The sequence below is a fragment of the Dietzia sp. CH92 genome, assembly GCF_032248695.1.
Classification (GTDB): Bacteria; Actinomycetota; Actinomycetes; order Mycobacteriales; family Mycobacteriaceae; genus Dietzia.
Window position 1 is genome coordinate 1 of the sequence record NZ_JAVHXC010000010.1, and the last position, 17873, is coordinate 17873.

General features: G+C 73.4%; 17 protein-coding genes. 7 read left to right on the forward strand and 10 right to left on the reverse strand.

Annotated elements, in window-relative coordinates; translation table 11 throughout:
* The first annotated feature begins 473 nt into the window (after positions 1 to 473).
* Complete coding sequence (locus RWK90_RS16120; RefSeq protein WP_314038639.1) at positions 474 to 1118, forward strand: hypothetical protein; 645 nt, start codon at positions 474 to 476, stop codon at positions 1116 to 1118.
* 107 nt (positions 1119 to 1225) lie between these two features.
* Here RWK90_RS16120 and RWK90_RS16125 read toward each other — a convergent pair whose 3' ends face one another.
* From RWK90_RS16125 to RWK90_RS16140, 4 genes are read right to left on the reverse strand one after another with little or no spacing between them, the layout of a single operon-like run.
* Positions 1226 to 1615, reverse strand: a complete 390-nt coding sequence (locus RWK90_RS16125; RefSeq protein WP_314038640.1) for an MmcQ/YjbR family DNA-binding protein — start codon at positions 1613 to 1615, stop codon at positions 1226 to 1228.
* A 30-nt stretch (positions 1616 to 1645) separates the two neighbouring features.
* On the reverse strand, positions 1646 to 4285 hold the full coding sequence (locus tag RWK90_RS16130; protein WP_314038641.1) for a GNAT family N-acetyltransferase: 2640 nt from the start codon (positions 4283 to 4285) through the stop codon (positions 1646 to 1648).
* Complete coding sequence (locus RWK90_RS16135; RefSeq protein WP_314038642.1) at positions 4282 to 5712, reverse strand: SidA/IucD/PvdA family monooxygenase; 1431 nt, start codon at positions 5710 to 5712, stop codon at positions 4282 to 4284. Before RWK90_RS16135 ends, RWK90_RS16130 begins: the two co-directional genes overlap by 4 nt.
* Positions 5709 to 7211, reverse strand: coding sequence for a pyridoxal-dependent decarboxylase (locus tag RWK90_RS16140; protein WP_314038643.1), 1503 nt, complete (start codon positions 7209 to 7211; stop codon positions 5709 to 5711). The genes RWK90_RS16135 and RWK90_RS16140 overlap by 4 nt, the downstream gene beginning before the upstream one ends.
* A 251-nt stretch (positions 7212 to 7462) precedes the next feature.
* Between RWK90_RS16140 and RWK90_RS16145 the strand changes: the two genes are divergently transcribed.
* The 5 genes from RWK90_RS16145 to RWK90_RS16165 are packed head-to-tail and all read left to right on the forward strand — an operon-like array spanning position 7463 to position 12561.
* Complete coding sequence (locus tag RWK90_RS16145; protein ID WP_314038644.1) at positions 7463 to 8563, forward strand: iron-siderophore ABC transporter substrate-binding protein; 1101 nt, start codon at positions 7463 to 7465, stop codon at positions 8561 to 8563.
* A gap of 5 nt (positions 8564 to 8568) precedes the next feature.
* On the forward strand, positions 8569 to 9681 hold the full coding sequence (locus RWK90_RS16150) for an iron ABC transporter permease (RefSeq protein WP_314038645.1): 1113 nt from the start codon (positions 8569 to 8571) through the stop codon (positions 9679 to 9681).
* On the forward strand, positions 9678 to 10739 hold the full coding sequence (locus tag RWK90_RS16155) for an iron ABC transporter permease (protein WP_314038646.1): 1062 nt from the start codon (positions 9678 to 9680) through the stop codon (positions 10737 to 10739). Before RWK90_RS16150 ends, RWK90_RS16155 begins: the two co-directional genes overlap by 4 nt.
* Entirely contained in the window at positions 10739 to 11626 is an 888-nt protein-coding gene (locus RWK90_RS16160) for an ABC transporter ATP-binding protein (protein ID WP_314038647.1), read from the forward strand. Before RWK90_RS16155 ends, RWK90_RS16160 begins: the two co-directional genes overlap by 1 nt.
* Positions 11623 to 12561: a siderophore-interacting protein gene (locus tag RWK90_RS16165; RefSeq protein WP_314038648.1), complete on the forward strand. Its 939-nt coding sequence runs from the start codon at positions 11623 to 11625 to the stop codon at positions 12559 to 12561. Before RWK90_RS16160 ends, RWK90_RS16165 begins: the two co-directional genes overlap by 4 nt.
* Positions 12562 to 12583: 22 nt before the next feature.
* On the opposite strand, the gene RWK90_RS16170 is transcribed toward RWK90_RS16165, so the two are convergent.
* From RWK90_RS16170 to RWK90_RS16185, 4 genes are all read right to left on the reverse strand, one after another.
* A complete protein-coding gene (locus tag RWK90_RS16170) occupies positions 12584 to 13354 on the reverse strand; it encodes a phosphodiesterase (protein ID WP_314038649.1) in 771 nt (256 codons plus the stop codon).
* 72 nt (positions 13355 to 13426) lie between these two features.
* On the reverse strand, positions 13427 to 14026 hold the full coding sequence (locus RWK90_RS16175; RefSeq protein ID WP_314038650.1) for an energy-coupling factor transporter transmembrane protein EcfT: 600 nt from the start codon (positions 14024 to 14026) through the stop codon (positions 13427 to 13429).
* A gap of 1 nt (position 14027) precedes the next feature.
* Positions 14028 to 14744, reverse strand: a complete 717-nt coding sequence (locus RWK90_RS16180) for an ABC transporter ATP-binding protein (protein ID WP_314038651.1) — start codon at positions 14742 to 14744, stop codon at positions 14028 to 14030.
* Positions 14741 to 15343, reverse strand: coding sequence for a biotin transporter BioY (locus RWK90_RS16185; protein ID WP_314038652.1), 603 nt, complete (start codon positions 15341 to 15343; stop codon positions 14741 to 14743). The genes RWK90_RS16180 and RWK90_RS16185 overlap by 4 nt, the downstream gene beginning before the upstream one ends.
* Positions 15344 to 15521: 178 nt before the next feature.
* Between RWK90_RS16185 and RWK90_RS16190 the strand changes: the two genes are divergently transcribed.
* Positions 15522 to 16820 (forward strand): hypothetical protein, encoded by a 1299-nt coding sequence (locus RWK90_RS16190; RefSeq protein ID WP_314038653.1) that lies wholly within the window; start codon positions 15522 to 15524, stop codon positions 16818 to 16820.
* On the opposite strand, the gene RWK90_RS16195 is transcribed toward RWK90_RS16190, so the two are convergent.
* Positions 16800 to 17222, reverse strand: a complete 423-nt coding sequence (locus RWK90_RS16195) for a DUF1801 domain-containing protein (RefSeq protein ID WP_314038654.1) — start codon at positions 17220 to 17222, stop codon at positions 16800 to 16802. The genes RWK90_RS16190 and RWK90_RS16195 overlap by 21 nt on opposite strands.
* A gap of 78 nt (positions 17223 to 17300) precedes the next feature.
* Positions 17301 to 17846: a TetR/AcrR family transcriptional regulator gene (locus tag RWK90_RS16200; RefSeq protein WP_314038655.1), complete on the reverse strand. Its 546-nt coding sequence runs from the start codon at positions 17844 to 17846 to the stop codon at positions 17301 to 17303.
* Positions 17847 to 17873 lie beyond the last annotated feature (27 nt).

A 17873-nucleotide genomic window follows, 5' to 3' on the forward strand; every position in this document is an offset into this window, starting at 1 on the left:
TGCAGCAGCTGGTAGCACGCCACCAGACGCCCGGCGGCGGCGCGGTTCTCCGTCGCCCACCCCTGGTGCGCGGCCGCCCGCAACGCCACCAACACCGAGGTGGAGCCACCGGCTGCCTCGCCAGTCTGACCTGCCATGCCCCCACCCCCCTTGTTAGTGCGCCTCGCCCGCGCAGCCCCCCGGCCGCACATCGTATCGAATACGTGTTCTATTCTACGCACGTGTGTTCGCCACGACAAGGGCAATGTGAGAAANCTTGTTAGTGCGCCTCGCCCGCGCAGCCCCCCGGCCGCACATCGTATCGAATACGTGTTCTATTCTACGCACGTGTGTTCGCCACGACAAGGGCAATGTGAGAAATGCCTGGCCGGCGTGCTCTCGAGATAACGAGGTCCCGTTAAGGCGAGATCTATGGGAACCTCATTAGTCGATCGGGGGAGACCGCCCGACGCACGAGAGTTCGGAGGCTCACCATGTCCAAGTCCATCGCCTACGTCGGCGCCGTCGCCGCGGCACTCCTGGTCGTCACTGCAGGGACGGCTTCCGCTCAGAGTTCTCTTCCCGGCGACACCGGCTCCATCCCGGGATCATCGTCCGGCGCAGACGAGAACGGCGCAGACGAGAACGGCGCAGACGAGAACGGCGCGGGCGGGACCGGTTCGGTCGGCGGTTCCGAGACCGGCGCGGGCGACGACGCCGACGGCGAGACGGGACCGCTGGGGGAGTTCGGTGAGCTGTTGCCCGGATCGGTGACGGGATCGCTCCCGGGTTACACCACGGGCCCCCTGGGCTCCGCGGCCACTGTGGCCTGCAACGTCGGATCCGCGGCCGGGCTCGCGGCCAACGCGGTCGGCGCGCCGCTGCCGGTCCCGGTCGGCGTGATCTGCTCCATCCTCAACCCCGCTGCCAAGTCCGCGGACGCCCTGCTGGCCGGGGACGTCGCCGGATCGGTCGACGCGGTCCTCGGCGGCGTGCCGTTGGTGGGCACGTCACTGGCGGATCAACTCGACACGGCGTCCGCGACCGAGTCGGTGGAGGGATCCGTGGGAGAGCGGCTCGGCTCGGTGAGCGAGCGGCTCGGGTCGCTGACCGAGGCGTCGCTGGCCCCCGCGGGCTGAGTACGGCCCCCGGCGCCGCCGGCCCGGCGCCGCCGGTCCCCGCCCACGGAGCGCGGCCACCCCGGCGCCGCGGCCACCCCGACCCCGCTGCCGCCCCGACCTCGCGGTCAGGACCGCTGGCCGCGGCCGAACGCGTGCGGTTCGACCGGCTGTAGCGACCGGGGGAGGCCGGCCACGACCAGCCGGTAGGACTCCGTGACGAGCTCGGTCACCATCCCGGCGGTCAGGGTGCCGCCGGGGTGCAGTGTGATCCAGTGACGCTTGTTCATGTGGTACCCGGGCGTGATGTCGGCGTGCGCGTCGCGTAGCGACATCGAGTCCGAGGGCAGGGCCTTGAGGGTCACGCACGGCTCGCCCTCGACCTCGGCGTGGAACATGAACACCTTCCCGCGCACCTTGAACACGTCGACGTCGGGGCCGAACGGGAACTCCAGTGTGGTCGCGGGCAGTTCGCGCGCCCGCCCCGCCGCGCACCGCTGGAGTTCCCGTCCGTTCACGCCGCCCCCTCGTCCACAGATCCCGCCGGTCTACCCGGTGGACGCTACCGTCACCGCGCGGGCGTCAGCGTGTTCCACCACGGCCGGCTCGCCGGGTGACGGGACGAGCGGATTGGCCAGGGTGCCCGCGAACTGCAGGGACCCGGCCTGATCGGTCAGGTCCACCATCTGCTTGGTGTTGCGCAGCTGCAGTCGGTTGAGGCACGAGTGCTTGAACCGCTCGGCGAGCAGCGCCTCCCAGGTGGGACGGTGCACCTCGCCGTCGTCGCCCTCGCCGCTGCCGTCGCCCTCGCCCTCGCCGCTGCCGTCGTCGCCGCCTCCCGGCGCCAGGACCTCCAGGCACCGGCGCGTCTCGTCCCAGAACGCCTCCGCGTCGAGCGCGCCGGCGGTGTCGAGGATCGCGGCGAGGTGGCGTAGCACCCCGTCCATCACGTCGGTCTGGATGCTCAGGGCGGCGGTCTCGGCGTCCACGACGTGCCGGACGCGCTCGATGCCGTCGGGCAGCGGCAGGTCGCGTACCATCGCGACCTCCTCGCCGATGTCCTTGAACAGCGCCCGGCGCGGCGTGTGGTCGGGGCCCAGCACGAGGATGACGTTCTCGCCGTGCGGCATGAACACCAGGCCGTGCGCGAGGAGGCACCGCGCGACGGGGAGGACGTAGGCGTCGAGCAGCGCGCGGAGCCACGTGTGGGCATCGAGGCCGGAACGCTCGAGGTGTTCGACGGCGAGGGCCCTCCCGTGCAGGTCCACGTGCAGCATCGACGCCAGCGTGACCGCCCGCTCGCCCGGGGCCAGTCGCGGCACGGGGCTCTCGCGCCACAGGGCGGCGATCATCTTGGTGTGCGGTCCCTCGTCGGAGACGCCGGCGGCGGCCGCACGGTGGTAGGCGTCGCCGGTGTAGCCGACGGCCGCGACCTCCCGCAGGACCTGGAAGTCCAGCGCCTGCAGGACGGGGTCGCGCTCGACGATGCCGGCGACCCAGTCGTTGACCGCCGGGGTGTCGCGCATGTACCTGGGCGACAGTCCGCGGGTGAAGCCCATGTTCTGCACGGCCAGGGCGGTCTTGACGTAGCCGCGCTCTGGTCGGGTGACGTCGAAGAACGTCCGAACGGACTGCTGCGGCCGGTACTCGTCCTCCGATTCGCCGAGGTACACGAGGTCGCGGCGGGCGAGGTCGGGAGCGAACGCCACGGCGACCTCGTGCTGCCACTGCCACGGGTGGACCGGCAGGATCCGGTACCCGGCGGGGTCGAGGCCGAGCGTGCGCAGGTGCTCGTCGCACCGCTCCAGGGTCTCGGGGCCGAACTCGCGCCGGTAGTGCTCGCGCTCGTCGAGGCCGGCGACGGTGGCCAGGTGGCTGAGGTCGCGCCGGGCGGCGAGCCACACGAGCCGCACGGTCGCGCGCGCCTCGGGTGTGAAGTGGTGCCGGTCGGTGAGGCCGAGCCCGACGCGGCCGTTGTTGGCGACGAACCCGGGGTGGCCCTCGGTCATCGCGCCCTCGACCTCCTGGAGGCCGGCCTCGGCGAGCTGCTGGGCGGGCCGGTCGCGGTGGTGCAGGCAGAACGCGGCCGAGCCGAGTGTCGCGGCGATCTCCTCGAGGTAGACGCCCATGAGCGACTCGGGGATCCCCAGCTGCGGCGCGAGCGCGATCACGAGCTCCTGCGCGTCCGGCTCCGCCGGGATGCCGTGGACCTCGCGACGCAGCGACGCCTCGTCGATCACCCAGTGCTCCAGCGGCAGTACCCGGGCCCGGAACGTCCAGCTCTCGTGGCCCGCGCGGACCGTGTAGGTGTCGGTGGTGGGGTCGAGGTGCGGCGCGAGGAGCCGTTCGTGGGAGAACTCGGCGAGGGCCTTGGCGCACAGGTGCCGGTGGGCGCGGCGCATGGCGTGGCCGGTGAGGTGCGCGTGCTCGACCGGGCCGGTGGGGCCGGCGTGGGTGGGACCGGTGGGGCCGGTGTGGGTGCCCGACGGCGACGGCGACGACGACGACGAGATCAGCCGCGTCTCCGCACCGATCTCCGACGCGCTGAACGCGTCGGCGGTACAGAAGGAGAGCAGTGCCGTCTTGTCGGGCAGGTCGACGGGGCCCGCCTCGCGGAAGCCGGCGCGGGCGTTGAGCCGGTGCACGGCGGTGTTCCGGATGTCGGGCTCCACCACCACCCGGCGGGCCGGCCCGCCCCCGTGGACCGGGAGCGCGACGCCGCCGCCGGCCTCTGCATCGGGGGTCGCCGGCGCGAAGGCGGTCGCGCAGATCGCGCCCATGACCGCCGCCGTGGTGCCCGGCACCGGCGTGCGGGTCGGCGCGACGAGCAGGTGCATGCCCAGGTCGCCCGGCTCGTGCGGGTACCGGCCGTCGAGTTCGACGGCGGCGGGGTCGTAGAAGACGGCCAGGCCCACCCGCAGGCCGTCGATGCGGACGATGAGCACCCGCCGGTGCGGGTCCGACGACCAGTCGGCGAGGAACTCCCCGACCTGCGTCGGCGTCGAGCCCCGCATGCCCCAGTAGGCCGAGCCGGGGTGGTCCAGCCAGGCGTGCAGGGTGCGGAGCGTGTCGGCGGGGCCGAGGACCAGTGGCTCGAGCGTGACCAGTCCGGCGGGGGTCGCGACCGTGCTGACTGGCGCGGGCCCGGGGCGCGAGGTGGGAGAGGTGGTGGCGTCGGCGTGGCTCATCGTGCCTCCTGGTGCCGGGTGTCCGGCGTGCTGTGGTGTGCGGTCGGCGTGTGCTGCGCGGGTCGGGTGTCCGGGCGCGGCGGGGCACCGAACTGTTGGAAGGCGATCGACGTCTCCACCGGATAGACCTCACGCCCGCAGATGGAGCGCAGGATGATGCTGTTGCGCATCGCCCCCATGCCCAGGTCCGGGGCGGTGAGACCGTGCGTGTGCTCCTCGGCGTTCTGGACGTGGACCGTCCGGTGCGCCCGGTCGACGGTGTGGTCGCGGGCCACCCGGTAGCGGCCCCGCTCGTCGCGGTCGATCTCGTCGGCGATGCCGGTGAGGAACCGCGGCGGCGTGGGGGAGTAGCCGGTCGCCAGCACCAGCCCGTCGGTGTGGTGCGACCACGGGCGCCCGGTGTCGGCGCAGCTCAGCTCCAGTCGCAGGGCGCCGCCGGCGCTCCCCGCGCCTCCGGTGCTCCCAGCGCTGCCCCGGGCGGTCTCACGGGTGGCGCCGTCGAGCGTCGTGGCGGCCGCGAGCAGACCGTTGCCCAGTCCGTGGACCGATCGGCGGTAGAGGAGATCGTGGATCTCGTTGATGAGTTCGGCGTTGATGCCCTTGTACAGCGAACGCTGCTCCCGCAGCATCCGGTCCCGCTGGTCCGCGGGCAGGGCGTGGAAATGGTCGATGTACTCCGGGGAGGTCATCTCCAACGTCAGTTTGGTGTACTCCATCGGGAAGAACCGGGGTGAGCGCGTCACCCAGTCGACGCGCGGGCCGTCGGCCCCGGCGCCGGAGAGCAGGTCGTGATAGATCTCCGCGGCCGACTGGCCACTGCCCACCACGGTCACCGACCCCAGCGACAGCAGCTCCTCCCGTCGGTGCAGGTAGTCGCTCGCGTGGAGCGCCACCGTCCCGTCGCCGTCCAGCGGCTCGTGGTCGATCGGCGCCCACGGCGTCGTGCCGACGCCCAGGACCAGGTGCCGCGCGCGGTAGGTCTCGGTGCCCTCGCGGGTGATGGCGGTGACCCGGTAGACGGGGGCGTCGTCGCCGTCGTCGCCTGGACTCTCCTCCCGCCGGACGTCGACCACCTCGCGGCCCCAGCGCAGCCCGCCGACCCGCTCGGAGGCCCACCGGCAGTAGGCGTCGTACTCGGCGCGCAACGGCTGGAAGTCTTCACGGATGTAGAAGGGGTACAGGCGGCCGATCTGCTTGAGATAGGCCAGGAAGGAATACGGCGAGGTCGGGTCGGCGAGTGTGACCAGGTCGGCCAGGAACGGCACCTGGATGGTGGCGTCCTCGAACATGAGCCCGTGGTGCCAGGCGAAGCCGTCGCGGGCGTCGAGGAAGACGGCGTCCAGGTCGAGTGGTTCGGCGAGGCAGGCCAGGCCCAGGTTGAACGGACCGATGCCCACCCCCAGCAGGTCGTGGATCTCTCCCGTCACGTCAGCACCCCCGCGGTCGTGGCCTCCCGCATCCCCTGCGCGAGGTAGCGCGCGGCGCCGCGCACGTCGGACAGGACGGCGGCCACGTCGTCATCGGCCAGGTTCGGGTCGAGGACGGTGAGCTTGAGGCACGGCCGGCCGTCGACCACGGTCGCCGCCACCAGCGAGCGTCCCTCCGCGAACAGCGCGTCCCGGATGGGGCGCACCAGCGCGTCGGACTCGTCGTCGGAGACCGGCCGGCCGTCCGCGCCGGCCGGGCGGGGGCGGAACAGCACCGTCGACAGGGCCGGGACGCGGACCAGCTCGAGCTCGGCGTCGGCCTCGACGGTGCGGCCGATGCGGGCCGCGACGTCGATCGCGTCGTCCAGCAGGCGACCGATCCCGTCCGCGCCGATCACCCGCAGGGTCATCCACAACTTGAGCGCGTCGAAGCGGCGGGTGGTCTGCAGCGACTTGTCCACCGCGTGGTCGTCGCCGTCGGCGGGGTTGAGGTAGTCGGCGCTCACCGTGGAGTGCCGGAAACCGGCGCCGTCACGCAGCAGCAGGGCGGAGGCGGCGACCGGGAGGAAGAACGTCTTGTGGAAGTCGACGGTCACCGAGTCGGCGAGCTCGATCCCGTCGAGCAGCCCGCGGCGGGTGGGGGAGACCAGCAGCCCGCCCCCGTACGCGGCGTCGACGTGCATCCACACGTCGTGGCGCCGGCACACCTCGCCGACCGCGCGCAGCGGGTCGATCGCCCCGTGATCGGTGGTGCCGGCCAGGGCGACGACGGCCGCGACCTCGTGCCCGGCGTCCGCCAGCGCCGCCAGGGTACGGTCGAGGGTGGCCGGGTCCATACGGTCGCCGACACCGGGCAGCGTCATCACCGCGTCCGGGGCCAGGCCGAGCAGTCGGGCGGCCTTGACCACGCTGAGGTGGGCGTGCTCGCCGGTGACGATTCTCAGGCCCGGCAGGCGGGCGCAGCGGTCGCCCGCGTCGTCGCGGCCCGGTGCCGGTCGGCTGAGCCGGTCCTCCCGGGCGGTGAACAGACCCTGGAGGTTGGACGCGGTGCCGCCGGTGGTGAACACCCCGTCGGGACGAGGCGTCCTCGCGGCGGGCCCGGCCGGCTCGAAGCCGATGAGCGCGGTGACCCAGTCGATGAGCTTCTGCTCGATGAGGCACGCGGACGTGCCCTGGTCCCAGGTCTCGACCGCCGTGTTCACCGAGGTCGCCAGGGCCTCGGCCGCGACGGCGGGGATGGTGATGGGGCAGTTGAGGTGCGCGAGGTAGCGCGGGTGGTGATACCCCACGGCGTGGTCGAGGTAGAGCTCCCGGACCTCCTCGAGCGCCTTGTCGAGCGTGCCGAGCGGCGCCGACAGGTCGACCGCCGCGGTCTGGGCCGCGAGCGCCGACGGGGACGCGGAGGACCGCGGCGTGGTCCGACCGTCGAGGTACCGGCTGACCTCGGCGGTCGCCGCCGCCAGGGCCGCGGCGTGGGCCTCCCGGTTGTCGCTGGTCAACAATGGATCGTTCACAAGTGCTCCGGCCTACTCGGGGGTAATCGGTACCGGGGCACGCTAAGCAGGTTAGGCTTACCTAAACAACCGTTGGGTGATATGAATCACGTTCTGGCACAACGGATGTGGAATTTTTTCGTCGGAGCCTTGCGTTATGGCCCCGGTCACCTCTACTGTGGCGCCTGCTCAGGTTAGCCAAGCCTAAATCGGCCACGTCGACCCTTGACCGGCGACCACACGTAGACGGAGACCACATGACCGCACCGGCACGTTCCCGACTCGATCCCGCGGAGTCCGGCGGATCCCGCTCCCGGACCGGTGCGGTGGCCGTGGTTCTCACCGCGATCATCGCGCTCCTGGCGCTCCTCGCCGGGTGTTCGACGGGCTCCGTCGACGGCGGCGGCGAGACGGCCGACACGACCGGTGTCGAGCGGCAGGGCGAGTTCCCGCGCACCATCACCCACGCGTACGGCGAGACCGAGATCACCGAGCCGCCGCAGCGGGTCGCGACGATCTCCTGGGTCAACGCCGACGTCGCGCTCGCCCTGGGCGTCGTCCCGGTGGGCATGCCCCGCAACTCGTTCGGCGCCAACGCCAACGGCTCCACCGACTGGTTCGACGCCGAACTCGAGGCGGTGGGCGGCGAGATGCCCGAGCTGTACTCCGAGACCGACGGCATCAACACCGAGGCGATCGCCGCCCTCGAGCCGGACCTCATCCTGGGCGCGTACTCGGGCATGACCGCCGAGGAGTACGAGACCCTCTCCAAGATCGCCCCCACCATCGCGATGCCCGAGGGCGACGTCGCGTTCGGGACCGCCTGGCAGGACTCGACCCGTCTCATCGGTGAGGCGCTCGGCCGCAGCGACGCCGCCGAGGAGCTCATCGCCGACGTCGAGGGGCAGATCGAGCAGGTCGCGCAGGACAACCCGGGCATCGAGGGCACGACTTTCGTCTGGGCCACCGTCGATCCCGCGGCCGCCGAGAAGATCTACGCGTTCACCGACGTGGACAACCGCCCGCGCTTCCTCACCCAGCTCGGGATGGTCCAGGCCCCGGCCGTCGCGGAGGCCTCCAGCGGTTCGCCCGACCAGTTCGCCGTGACCTGGTCACCCGAGCGCGCCGACGAGCTCGCCTCCGACATCCTCGTCACCTACGCCACGTCGCCCGACGTCCGGCAGGCCATCGAGTCCGACCCGCTGCTCGGCCGCATCCCCGCGGTCGAGGCCGGCCGCATGGTCGTCCAGACCGACGAGCAGCAGGTGCTGTCGATCTCCGCGTCCTCCCCGCTGAGCCTGCCGTGGGCCCTGGAGAACGTCGTCCCCGACATCCTCGCGGCCGCAGAGCAGGCCTGAGGTCCGTGACCAGCCCCGCGACGGCCACGATCGCGCCCGCCCCCACGGCGGGCGGGCCGGTCGTGCCGAGCGCCCCCGGACGCCACCGTGTCGTGATCGGCGCGGTGGCGTCGTCGGTGCTGCTCGTCGCGGGGATCGCCGCGTCGCTGTTCGTGGGCGCCCGCACAGTGGACCCGGCCGTCGTGTGGTCGGTACTCGGGGCGCTGCCCGGGCAGCTGCTCGCCGGAGACCTCGCCGTCGTCGTGGCGCCGGGCTCCGGTGCGGGGATGGACGAGGTCGTCGTGGCCGCGCGCGTGCCCCGGACCATCACCGCGGTCCTCGTCGGGGCCGCGTTGGCCGTCGCCGGCGCCGGGCTGCAGGGCGCCACCCGTAACCCGCTCGGCGACCCGGGCCTGCTCGGGCTCACCGCCGGCGCCGCCCTCGGTGTGGTGCTGGGCCTGGCGTTCACGCCGACCGCCGGCCCGTCCGTCGTCGCGCTGTTCGCCGTGATCGGTGCGCTCGTGGCCGGCCTCGTCGTCGTGGGTGCCGGCCGGCTCGGCGCCGACTCCGGCACCGGGCTCGTCCTCGCCGGCGCCGCCGTCACCGCCGGCTGCACCGCGGTCACGTCGTCCCTGGTCATCGCGCTGCCCGGGGTGCTCGACAGGTTCCGCTTCTGGGGCCTGGGCTCGGTTGCCCGGTCCGGCGCCGCCGAGATCGGCGCCGCCGTGCCGTTCCTGCTGCTCGGCCTCGTCCTGGTCCTCGCCGGCGCCGCCGCGCTCGACGCGCTCGCCCTGGGCGACGACATGGCCCGCGGCCTCGGCGTGGGGCCCGTCGCCGGACGCGCGGTCGTCCTGGGCGGGGTCGTCATCCTGTCGGGGGTCGCCACCGCGCTCGCCGGCCCCATCGCGTTCCTCGGCCTTCTCGTGCCGCACCTGCTGCGCCGCCTGGTCGGGGTCGGCAACCGGGTCGTCCTGGGGCTGTCCGTGCTGGTGGGGCCCGCCGTCCTGTTGTTCGCCGACACCCTCGGCCGCGTCATCGCCCCGCCCGGGGAGATCGCCGTGGGCGTGATGACCGTGGCGATCGGCGTGCCGTTCCTCATCGTCCTGCTGCGCGCCAACCGGGGGGTGTCGACCTCGTGAGCACCGCCCTGCTCGACCGCCCCGCCGCGCACGCCGAGACCGAACGGACGGTCCGGCGGCTGTCCGCGGACCGCCGCCGACACGCGATCCTCGTCGTCGTCGGCCTGGCCGTCGCCCTGGTCGCCGTCATGGCGGTGCGGGTCCTGCTCGGTCGCTACACGGTGACCATCCCGGACTTCGTCGCCATCCTCGGCGGCGCCTCCATCCCCGGCGCGACGTTCGTCGTCATGGAGGACAAGCTGCCGCGCGCAGTGCTCGGCGCGCTCGCCGGGCTGGCGTTCGGCGCGTCCGGCGCACTGTTCCGCCGCGTGCTCGGCAATCCGCTGGCCAGCCCCGACATCCTCGGCATCTCCCAGGGCGCGTCCGCGGGCGCGGTGGCCGGGATGGCGCTGTTCGGTCTGCGCGGGGTGGCGATAATCCCCGCGGCGCTCATCGGGTCCGCGGTCGCGCTCGGGATCGTCCTGGCGGCCGCCGCGGGTCGGCACACCGGGATCGTCGGCCAGCGCTTCCTCATCGGCGGTGTCGCCGTCGCGGCCCTGGCCACCGCCGTGGTCACCCAGCTCATCGCCCGGCTGCCGTTGACGGGCGCCCAGGAGGCCGCGGTGTGGACCGTCGGCTCCCTGTCCGGGGCGTCGGGTCAGCGGATCGCGTGGCTCTCCGTGGCGCTCGCGGTGCTGCTGCCGGCCGCCGCGTGGCTGCACACGGCCCTGCGGCCCGCCGAGCTGGGGCCCGAGCTCGCGGTGGGCCTGGGCGCCCGTCCCGTCCCCACCCGCGCCGCCGCCCTCGGCGTGGGGAGCCTGCTCGCCGCCGCCGCGACCGCCGTGGCCGGCCCCCTCGCGTTCGTCGCCCTTCTCGCGACGCCCGTCGCCGCCGCGCTCGGACGGGGCCGCCCCGGCATCGGGGCCGCCGCGCTCACGGGCGCGGTGATCGTGGTGGCCGCGGACATCGTCGCCTCCGAGGCGCTGGGCACCGTCGACCTGCCCACCGGCGTGGTGACCGGCGCCCTGGGTGCCCCCGCCATGCTGTGGATCCTCCTGCGTTCGAGAAAGGTGGCCTGATGATCATCCATCCGCCCGTCGCGCCCGTGCGTCGCTCCCTCCCCGTGGAGCCGGAGCCCGCGTCCGAACCGGCCTTCCGCCTGCGCGGCCTCACCCTGGGCTATGGCGCCGACCCGGTGATCCGCGACCTCGACCTCGAGATCCCCGCTGGCCGGACCACCGTGTTCATCGGCGCCAACGGGTGCGGCAAGTCCACCATCCTGCGCGCGCTGGGCCGGCAGCTGCGGCCCCAGTCCGGGAGCATCGAGACCGGCGGGCGGGACGTCGCCTCGGTGAAGGCCCGCGAGCACGCGCGGTCGGTCGCGTTCCTGCCCCAGTCACCCCTCGTCCCCGAGGGACTGACCGTCGCCGAGCTGGTCGCCCGTGGCCGCCACCCGCACCGTCGATGGTGGGGAGGGGGCGACGACGACACCGCCGTCGCGGAGGCGTTGACCATGACCGGCACCGCCGAATTCGCCCACCGGCGGGTCGACGAGCTGTCCGGCGGTCAGCGGCAGCGCGTGTGGATCGCGCTCGTGCTCGCGCAGGCGACGCCCACCCTGCTGCTCGACGAGCCCTGCTCGTTCCTCGACCTCGCGCACCAGCTCGACGTGTTGGACCTCGTGCACGACCTGCCGCTGCCCTCGGGCCACGGCGGGAGCGCAGGAGAGGGCACGGGCCGACGGACGGTCGTGGCGGTGCTGCACGAACTCAGCCTGGCCGCGCGCGTGGCCGACCACCTGGTGGCCGTGGCCGAGGGCGGCGTCGTCGCCGCGGGCCCGCCCGACGAGGTGATCACCACCGAGACACTGCGTCGCGTGTTCGACCTGGACGCCGACATCATCACCGACCCGGCCACCGGCCACCCCGTGGTGCTTCCGCGGGGACGACGGAAGGGGACCACATGACCGCCATCGCCGTAGAGACACCGATCGTCGTCTCGCAGACCCGGGTCCTCGAGGCCCGCGCGCTCGGGGACTCGTTCGTCCGCCTCGTGGTGGCCGGCCCCGAGCTGCACCGGTGGTCCGCGGACGTCGTGGACCCGGGCACGGTCCGCGACTGCTACATCAAGCTCATCGTGCCCCCGCCCGGCGGGGGCGGGGTGATCCCCGACGCCGACGGGATCCGCGACTGGCTCGCCCTGCCCGAGGCGGAGCGCGGGTGGATGCGCACCTACACCGTGCGCCGCGCCGACACCGTCGAGCTGGACGGCGAGGCCGTGCCGGCCCTCACCGTGGACATGGTGGTCCACCCCGGCGACGAGGAGGGGCCGGGCTCGGCGTGGGCGCGGACCGTGGGTCCGGGTGAGATCGTCCACATCGCCGGTCCCGGACGCGGCCACGCGCCGTGGGCGGCCTGGGCGCCCGGGCAGGCCGCGCGCATCGTGTGCGCGGGCGACGAGACCGCCGCGCCGGCGCTGCTGGCGATCGCCGACGAGCTCGCCGAGGAGCAGGGCGCGGCCGGTGCCGCCGTCCGGCGGGAGGTGCGGATCGTCATCGAGGTCCCCACCCCCGGCGACGCGGCGGCGCTCGCCCACGGCGCCCCCGACTTCGTCACCGTGATCCCCCGCGCGGGCGACCCCGGCGTCGCGGTCGCGCGGCACCTGGCCGGCGTGTTGGACCTGGGTGACGAGTGCGTGCAGACGGTCCTCGGCGGGCGTCGACCCGCCGAGCGCGAGTGGCAGCCGGCGACCGCCGTCTCCGCCGGCGACCCGTACGTCTTCCTCGCCGGGGAGGCGAGCCTGGTCCGGGCGATGCGCCGTCTGGCCGTGGACGCCGCCGGGATCCCCAAGGAGGCCGTGGCGTTCATGGGCTACTGGAGGCGCGGCGCCGCGGAGTGCTGACCCGCGCCGCACCCGCGGGCGACTAGGAGTTGTCCGGCGGCGGGTACGACGGGTCCCGCAGCGCCCGGAGGAGCCGCGGATAACGCGATCCCGGGAGACGGTTACCGACGGGGTCGAAGTGCAGGCCCTCGTCGTCGTTCTCCCACGAGTCCACCGTGAGGCGACCCAGCGTCCGCCACCGGCCGAGCGGCGTCGCGTGCTGCAGCGTCCACGTCCCGCCGTCGGCGCCCGGGATCGCGGCCAGCAGGAGTGGTCGGCCCGCGATGAGCACGGGGAACATGGAGGTCATCGTGCGGCCGGTCGTGCGCCACCCCGCCGTGAGGACGTAGCGGCTCAGCGGTCCCGTGCCCGTGCTGGCCAGCAGGATGTCGACGGGGCGCTCGGCGTGGATGCGCACGGCCATGCCGCCGATGTCCGGCACGGCGTCCGGCAGGCCCACCGCGCGGGAGACGCGGATCGTCGCCGGCCACCGGCCCGTGATGTCCAGCAGCGGCGACCCGGTACGACCCACGCCGGTGACGCTCAGGGTCGCCCTCGCCGTGATCCCCTTCGGGTGCAGGGCCTTGGGTCGGGCCAGTCGCGCCACCGCCGCGACCGCGCCGAACGCCGTGCCCACCAGGCTGGAGATCGGGGCGTCGCGGAGCGCGACCCGCGTCGACTCCGCCGTCCGCGGCACGAGCGCGGCGCCTGCTCCGGTGTCGTGGGTGTCGTCGGTGTCGCCGGCGCCCTCCGTGCGGTCCGTCTCGGCCGGGGGCGTCGCGCCGCGGTCGGTGTTCCGGGTGTCTCGGGACATGCCGCCACGATACCCAGCGATCCGGAGCCGGGAGTGGCGCCGCTCACAGCGGGCGGTGGCGGGTGGCCCGGCTCAGTCGTCGACGCCGCGCGCGGCCAGGGCGTCCCCGAGCTGGTCGGCCGTGGTGAGCGCGCCGAGGACGGTGGGCACCACGAGCGCGCGGATCGACATTCCCAGGCCGCGAGCCTTGCGGGCCTCGGTGACCTGCCGAAGCCGGCGGGCGATGAGCGGGATCGCACGGATCGTCAGCACGAGCACCAGTGCGATGCGATCCGGCGAGACACCGACGTGGCGCAGGGGGCCGGCGGCGCGCGTGACCGCGTCGAGCATGTCGGAGATGCGGGTCGTCAGCGCGACGAGGCCTGCCACCGCGATGGCCACCAGCAGCGCACCGCACACCCGTAGGGCGGTGTCGAGGTCGGCGACGATCCACTGCAGCACGAGGATGGTGATCAGCATCGGCAGGACCGGCCGGACCTGATCCCACGCCGCGCGCGGGCGGATGCGACCGATCGCGTACAGCACCGCGGTCAGGGCCAGGGCGGGGAGGACGTGCCACGGCTCGCGGATCAGCAGGGTCGCGGCCAGGACGAGCACGCACACCAGCAGGATCTTCAGCCCGGCGGGAAGGCGGTGCAGCAGCGAGTTCCCGGGGATGTACGTCGCGAACACGTCAGCGCTCCAGCGCGATGCGCCGGTAGCCGGCCAGCGCGGGCCCGGGGGAGTCGTCGATCACCACGCGGCCGCCGTCGACCACCAGTATGCGATCGAAATCGGCGACCAGGTCCAGGTCGTGCGTGACCACGACCAGCTGCTGCTCGAGAGCGGCGAACGTCTCCGCCACCAACTGGCGATTGCGCAGGTCGAGGAGAGTCGTGGGCTCATCGGCCACGATGACCGAGGGTTCGATCACCAGCACGGCCGCCAGCGCGAGCAACTGCTTCTGCCCCCCGGACAGGAGATGGCACGGATGACCGGCATGCCCGGCGAGGCCGAACGTCTCGAGCACCTGGGCGACTCGTCGTCGTCGTTCCTCCTTGCCCATCCCGGAGCGCCGCAGGGAGAAGTCCACGTCCTCCGCCACGGTGGGCATGACGATCTGGGTGTCCGGATCGGTGAAGCAGAAGCCCACCCGGCGACGGACCTGCGCGCCCTTGCGGCGGGTGTCCAGACCGTCGACCGTCACGGTGCCCGACGTGGGGACGACCAGTCCGTTGATCATGCGCGCCAACGTCGACTTGCCGCCGCCGTTGACGCCGACGATGCCGATGCGGCGCTCGGTGAGGGTGAGGTCGACGTCCGCGAGGACGGGCCGGTCACCGTAGGCGTGACCGACTCCGTCGAAGCGGATCTCTGCGCCGCGCGGGCCCGGGTCGTTCGAGCTGGTCACGCTGCCGTGGAACGCTGCCCGCGCAGCGGGGCGATCAGCCCGGGACGCGCGCGGTGCACCTGCGCCGCCACGACCGCGGTGACCACCGCCTTGAGCAGGTCGCCGGGCAGGAAGACCGTGTTGGCGGCGATCGCGCCCGTGACGGTGAGCTCGGTGCGGAGGAGCATCCCGGCCACGCCCACCGCGTAGATCACCCCGATGCCGCCGACGATGTTGATGAGCAGCCCCGGCAGCACGCGGTAGCGCGGCAGGACCCACGCCGTCAGCAGGCCGATCACGATCACCGCGGGGATCCAGCCGATGAGGAAGCCCGCCGTGGGGCCGGCCAGCGAGGTCAGGGTGGTGCGGCCACCCGCGAGTACCGGCAGTGCCAGGCCGATGATCATCACCGCGAGCACCGACAGGGCGCCCTTGCGCCAGCCGAGCAGTGACCCCGCGAGCATCACGCCGAGGGTCTGCAGGGTGATGGGCACGCCCGCCGAGCCGATGCTGATCTGGCCGGGCAGCCCGAGCACCACGATGAGGGCGGCGAACACCGCGATCTGGGCGAGGTCCCGGGTCGCGCTGCGGGCCGGTGCCGAGTCGATCGACATGCTCATGACACTCCTTGGTGATGCTGCGGCCGCGGGGCGACCTGAACACCGTTCATTGTGGCACGGGGGGTGGGCCGGCGCACAGTGGGGTCGCCGGAGGCGGCGCCGCCCCGGACGTGACGCCCCTCGCGGTGCGGTTCCCGAGATAGAGTGAGCTGGATCACATCGGGAGTGGGGGAGGGTTGTGCCGACTCAGCCAGATGTAGCGCCACGTCACCGGGTCGCCGCCGTCGTCGTGGCCGTGGTGGTCGCCCTGGCGGCGGTCGCGTCACCCGCCCCCGTCGGCGCGCAGCCGTACACCCGCGATCTCGACATCTCCTATCTCGACATCGCCGCGGACAACCCGCACGGCGAGCGGCCAGGTGGATTCGCGACCGCGTTGCCCACCGATCCCGACGAGCTACGGGCCGCGTTGGAGTCCGCGCGCGCGGCCGGGGTGGCGCCCGAACGCTACGGCACCCTCACGCGGCAGTACTGGCTGGCCGTGGGCGCCGAGAACGCCGGCATCGACCTCGGCGCGTGGGATCCCGCGCGCGGACTCGAGGCCAACCTCGACACGGTCGACAAGGTGTACGTCAACTACCTGCGGCTCCACAACTCCCACGACGGCTTCTGGTGGACCGGTATGGCCGGGCTCGCCGGGATGTCCTTCGCCGCCGGATTCTGGGACCTCGACGACGTGGGTGGCCTGCTCAGCGTCCCCGGGGTGCACGAGCTGGGCGCGGGGGTCGGCGGCGCGCTCGCCGGGATGCCGTGGGAACTGGCGCAGGACATGCCGGCCGACGTGCGTCTGCTGGCCACCGTCGGGCCGACGCTGCGGCAGGCTGACGTCGACTGGTACCTGCACCGGCTCCTGATCATGCAGCGCAACATCTTCATGGACATGGTCCCGATGCACGAGGCGTACGCCGCGGAGGGGATGCCCGCGATCGAGGAGCTCGCGGCGAGCGGTGCCTACGACGACTACGTGGTCGAGGCGTGGCGGCAGCTCGACAGCGGCACCCCGGAGGGCCGCTCCGAGGCGCTGATGCGGATGGCCTCGCGGGAGCAGAACCAGATCATCGCCGACCAGTGGGACGCGACCGCCGCCGCTCGCGGCGACGTCGGGCGGGTGCTGACCTACATCACCACCATCGGTGGCGCGCCCGACATCCCGGGCGCCTCCGCGCTCGGTGAGTTCCGGCCGCTGACCGTCCGCGCCGACGTGGGCGGGCGCCAGACGGTCGTGCACACTCCGCTGCCCGGGTTCAACTGGGCCGACCGCGAGCCCCGGTGGGACTACATCGAGCAGGATCTGGTGCCGGCGTTCCGGTCGCTGGTGCGGGACCGGGCCACCGAGGCCCCGCGCTACCTCGGCGTCGAGTTCCGGCCCCGGGCCGAGCAGAACCGGATCCTCGCGCGGTTGCCGGCCTTCGTCGGCCAGATGACGACCGGGTGGGTGATCGCCCCCGCGGCCCCGCCGTCAGAGGTCCTGGCCGGGTAACCGGCTGGCCTGCTCGATCCACGAGCGCAGCAGGTCGTCGTCCAACTCGTCGTCGCGGCGGATGTCGAAGTACCGCATCTCCGGATGCCTGGAGCCCTTCGGCGGCATCGGGTCGAGCGAGGTCCCCCGGTAGAACTGCACCTGCACGTAGTGCGTGAAGCACCGGAAGGACAGGAACCACCCGGCGCCCTCGTGGCCGTAGAGGGGTTGGTTCCACTTGACGCCCTTGTGCACGTCCGGGACGGTCTGCACGATCAGGTCGTCGAGGTGCTGTCCGATCGCCTGCTTCCACTCCGGCATCGCCGCGATGTAGTCGCGGACCGGACCGGGGCCCTCGCCCTTGGGGATCTGCGGGTTGCCGCCGCTCAGCAGCCGCGGTCCGCCGTCGCCGTCGCCCGTCATGACGTCCTCCTCGCCTCCGATGTCGGCTGGCCCCACCGTAACGCCGGCGGCGGGCCCGGGCGAGGGAGGAACCGGGCCCTATTCGGGGACGAGTATGAGGGACTCGACGGCGCGGAACACCTCGTCCACCGGGCGCCCGGCCTCGACCAGCTCGGAGGCCTTGAACACCATCGCCATCACGAGGTCGGTGGTCAGGCTGGCGTCGGCAGTGGAGGCGTGCTCCAGGGCGTCGCGCAGAGGCGCGGTCATCTCACCGTGCATCCCGTGGAGCCGGTCCCGCGCCGGGCCGTCGGGTAGTTGGGCCGCGAGCGCGGTGAGGACGGCGTGGTCGCCGGCGGCCACCCGGTCGAGCGTCGCGCGGATGAACGCCAGGACGCCGCCGCGTCCGCCGTCGGTCCTGCGGACGGCGTCGGTGACGGCGGCGATCCAGCGGGGCATGAGCTCCTCCGCGACGGCCACGATCAGTTCCCCGCGGGACGGGAAGTAGGTGTAGAAACTCGAGCGCGTCATCCCCGCGCGGGAGGTGAGCTCGGCGATGTCCGGCGGTGTGCCGGGAGAGTCGGACAGCATCGCCCGCGCGGCGTCGAGCAGGGCCCGACGCCGCGCGTCCCGGTGTTCGCCCACGGTGGGGGCGTCTATTCGTGGGATGGT

What these genes read in the sequence shown, in the direction of transcription:
- RWK90_RS16170 (WP_314038649.1), bottom strand. Translation starts at nt 13,354, where the DNA reads ATGTCCCGAGACACCCGGAACACCGACCGCGGCGCGACGCCCCCGGCC.
- RWK90_RS16195 (WP_314038654.1), bottom strand. Translation starts at nt 17,222, where the DNA reads ATGACGGGCGACGGCGACGGCGGACCGCGGCTGCTGAGCGGCGGCAAC.
- RWK90_RS16145 (WP_314038644.1), top strand. Translation starts at nt 7,463, where the DNA reads ATGACCGCACCGGCACGTTCCCGACTCGATCCCGCGGAGTCCGGCGGA.
- RWK90_RS16165 (WP_314038648.1), top strand. Translation starts at nt 11,623, where the DNA reads ATGACCGCCATCGCCGTAGAGACACCGATCGTCGTCTCGCAGACCCGG.
- RWK90_RS16130 (WP_314038641.1), bottom strand. Translation starts at nt 4,285, where the DNA reads ATGAGCCACGCCGACGCCACCACCTCTCCCACCTCGCGCCCCGGGCCC.
- RWK90_RS16185 (WP_314038652.1), bottom strand. Translation starts at nt 15,343, where the DNA reads ATGAGCATGTCGATCGACTCGGCACCGGCCCGCAGCGCGACCCGGGAC.
- RWK90_RS16120 (WP_314038639.1), top strand. Translation starts at nt 474, where the DNA reads ATGTCCAAGTCCATCGCCTACGTCGGCGCCGTCGCCGCGGCACTCCTG.
- RWK90_RS16160 (WP_314038647.1), top strand. Translation starts at nt 10,739, where the DNA reads ATGATCATCCATCCGCCCGTCGCGCCCGTGCGTCGCTCCCTCCCCGTG.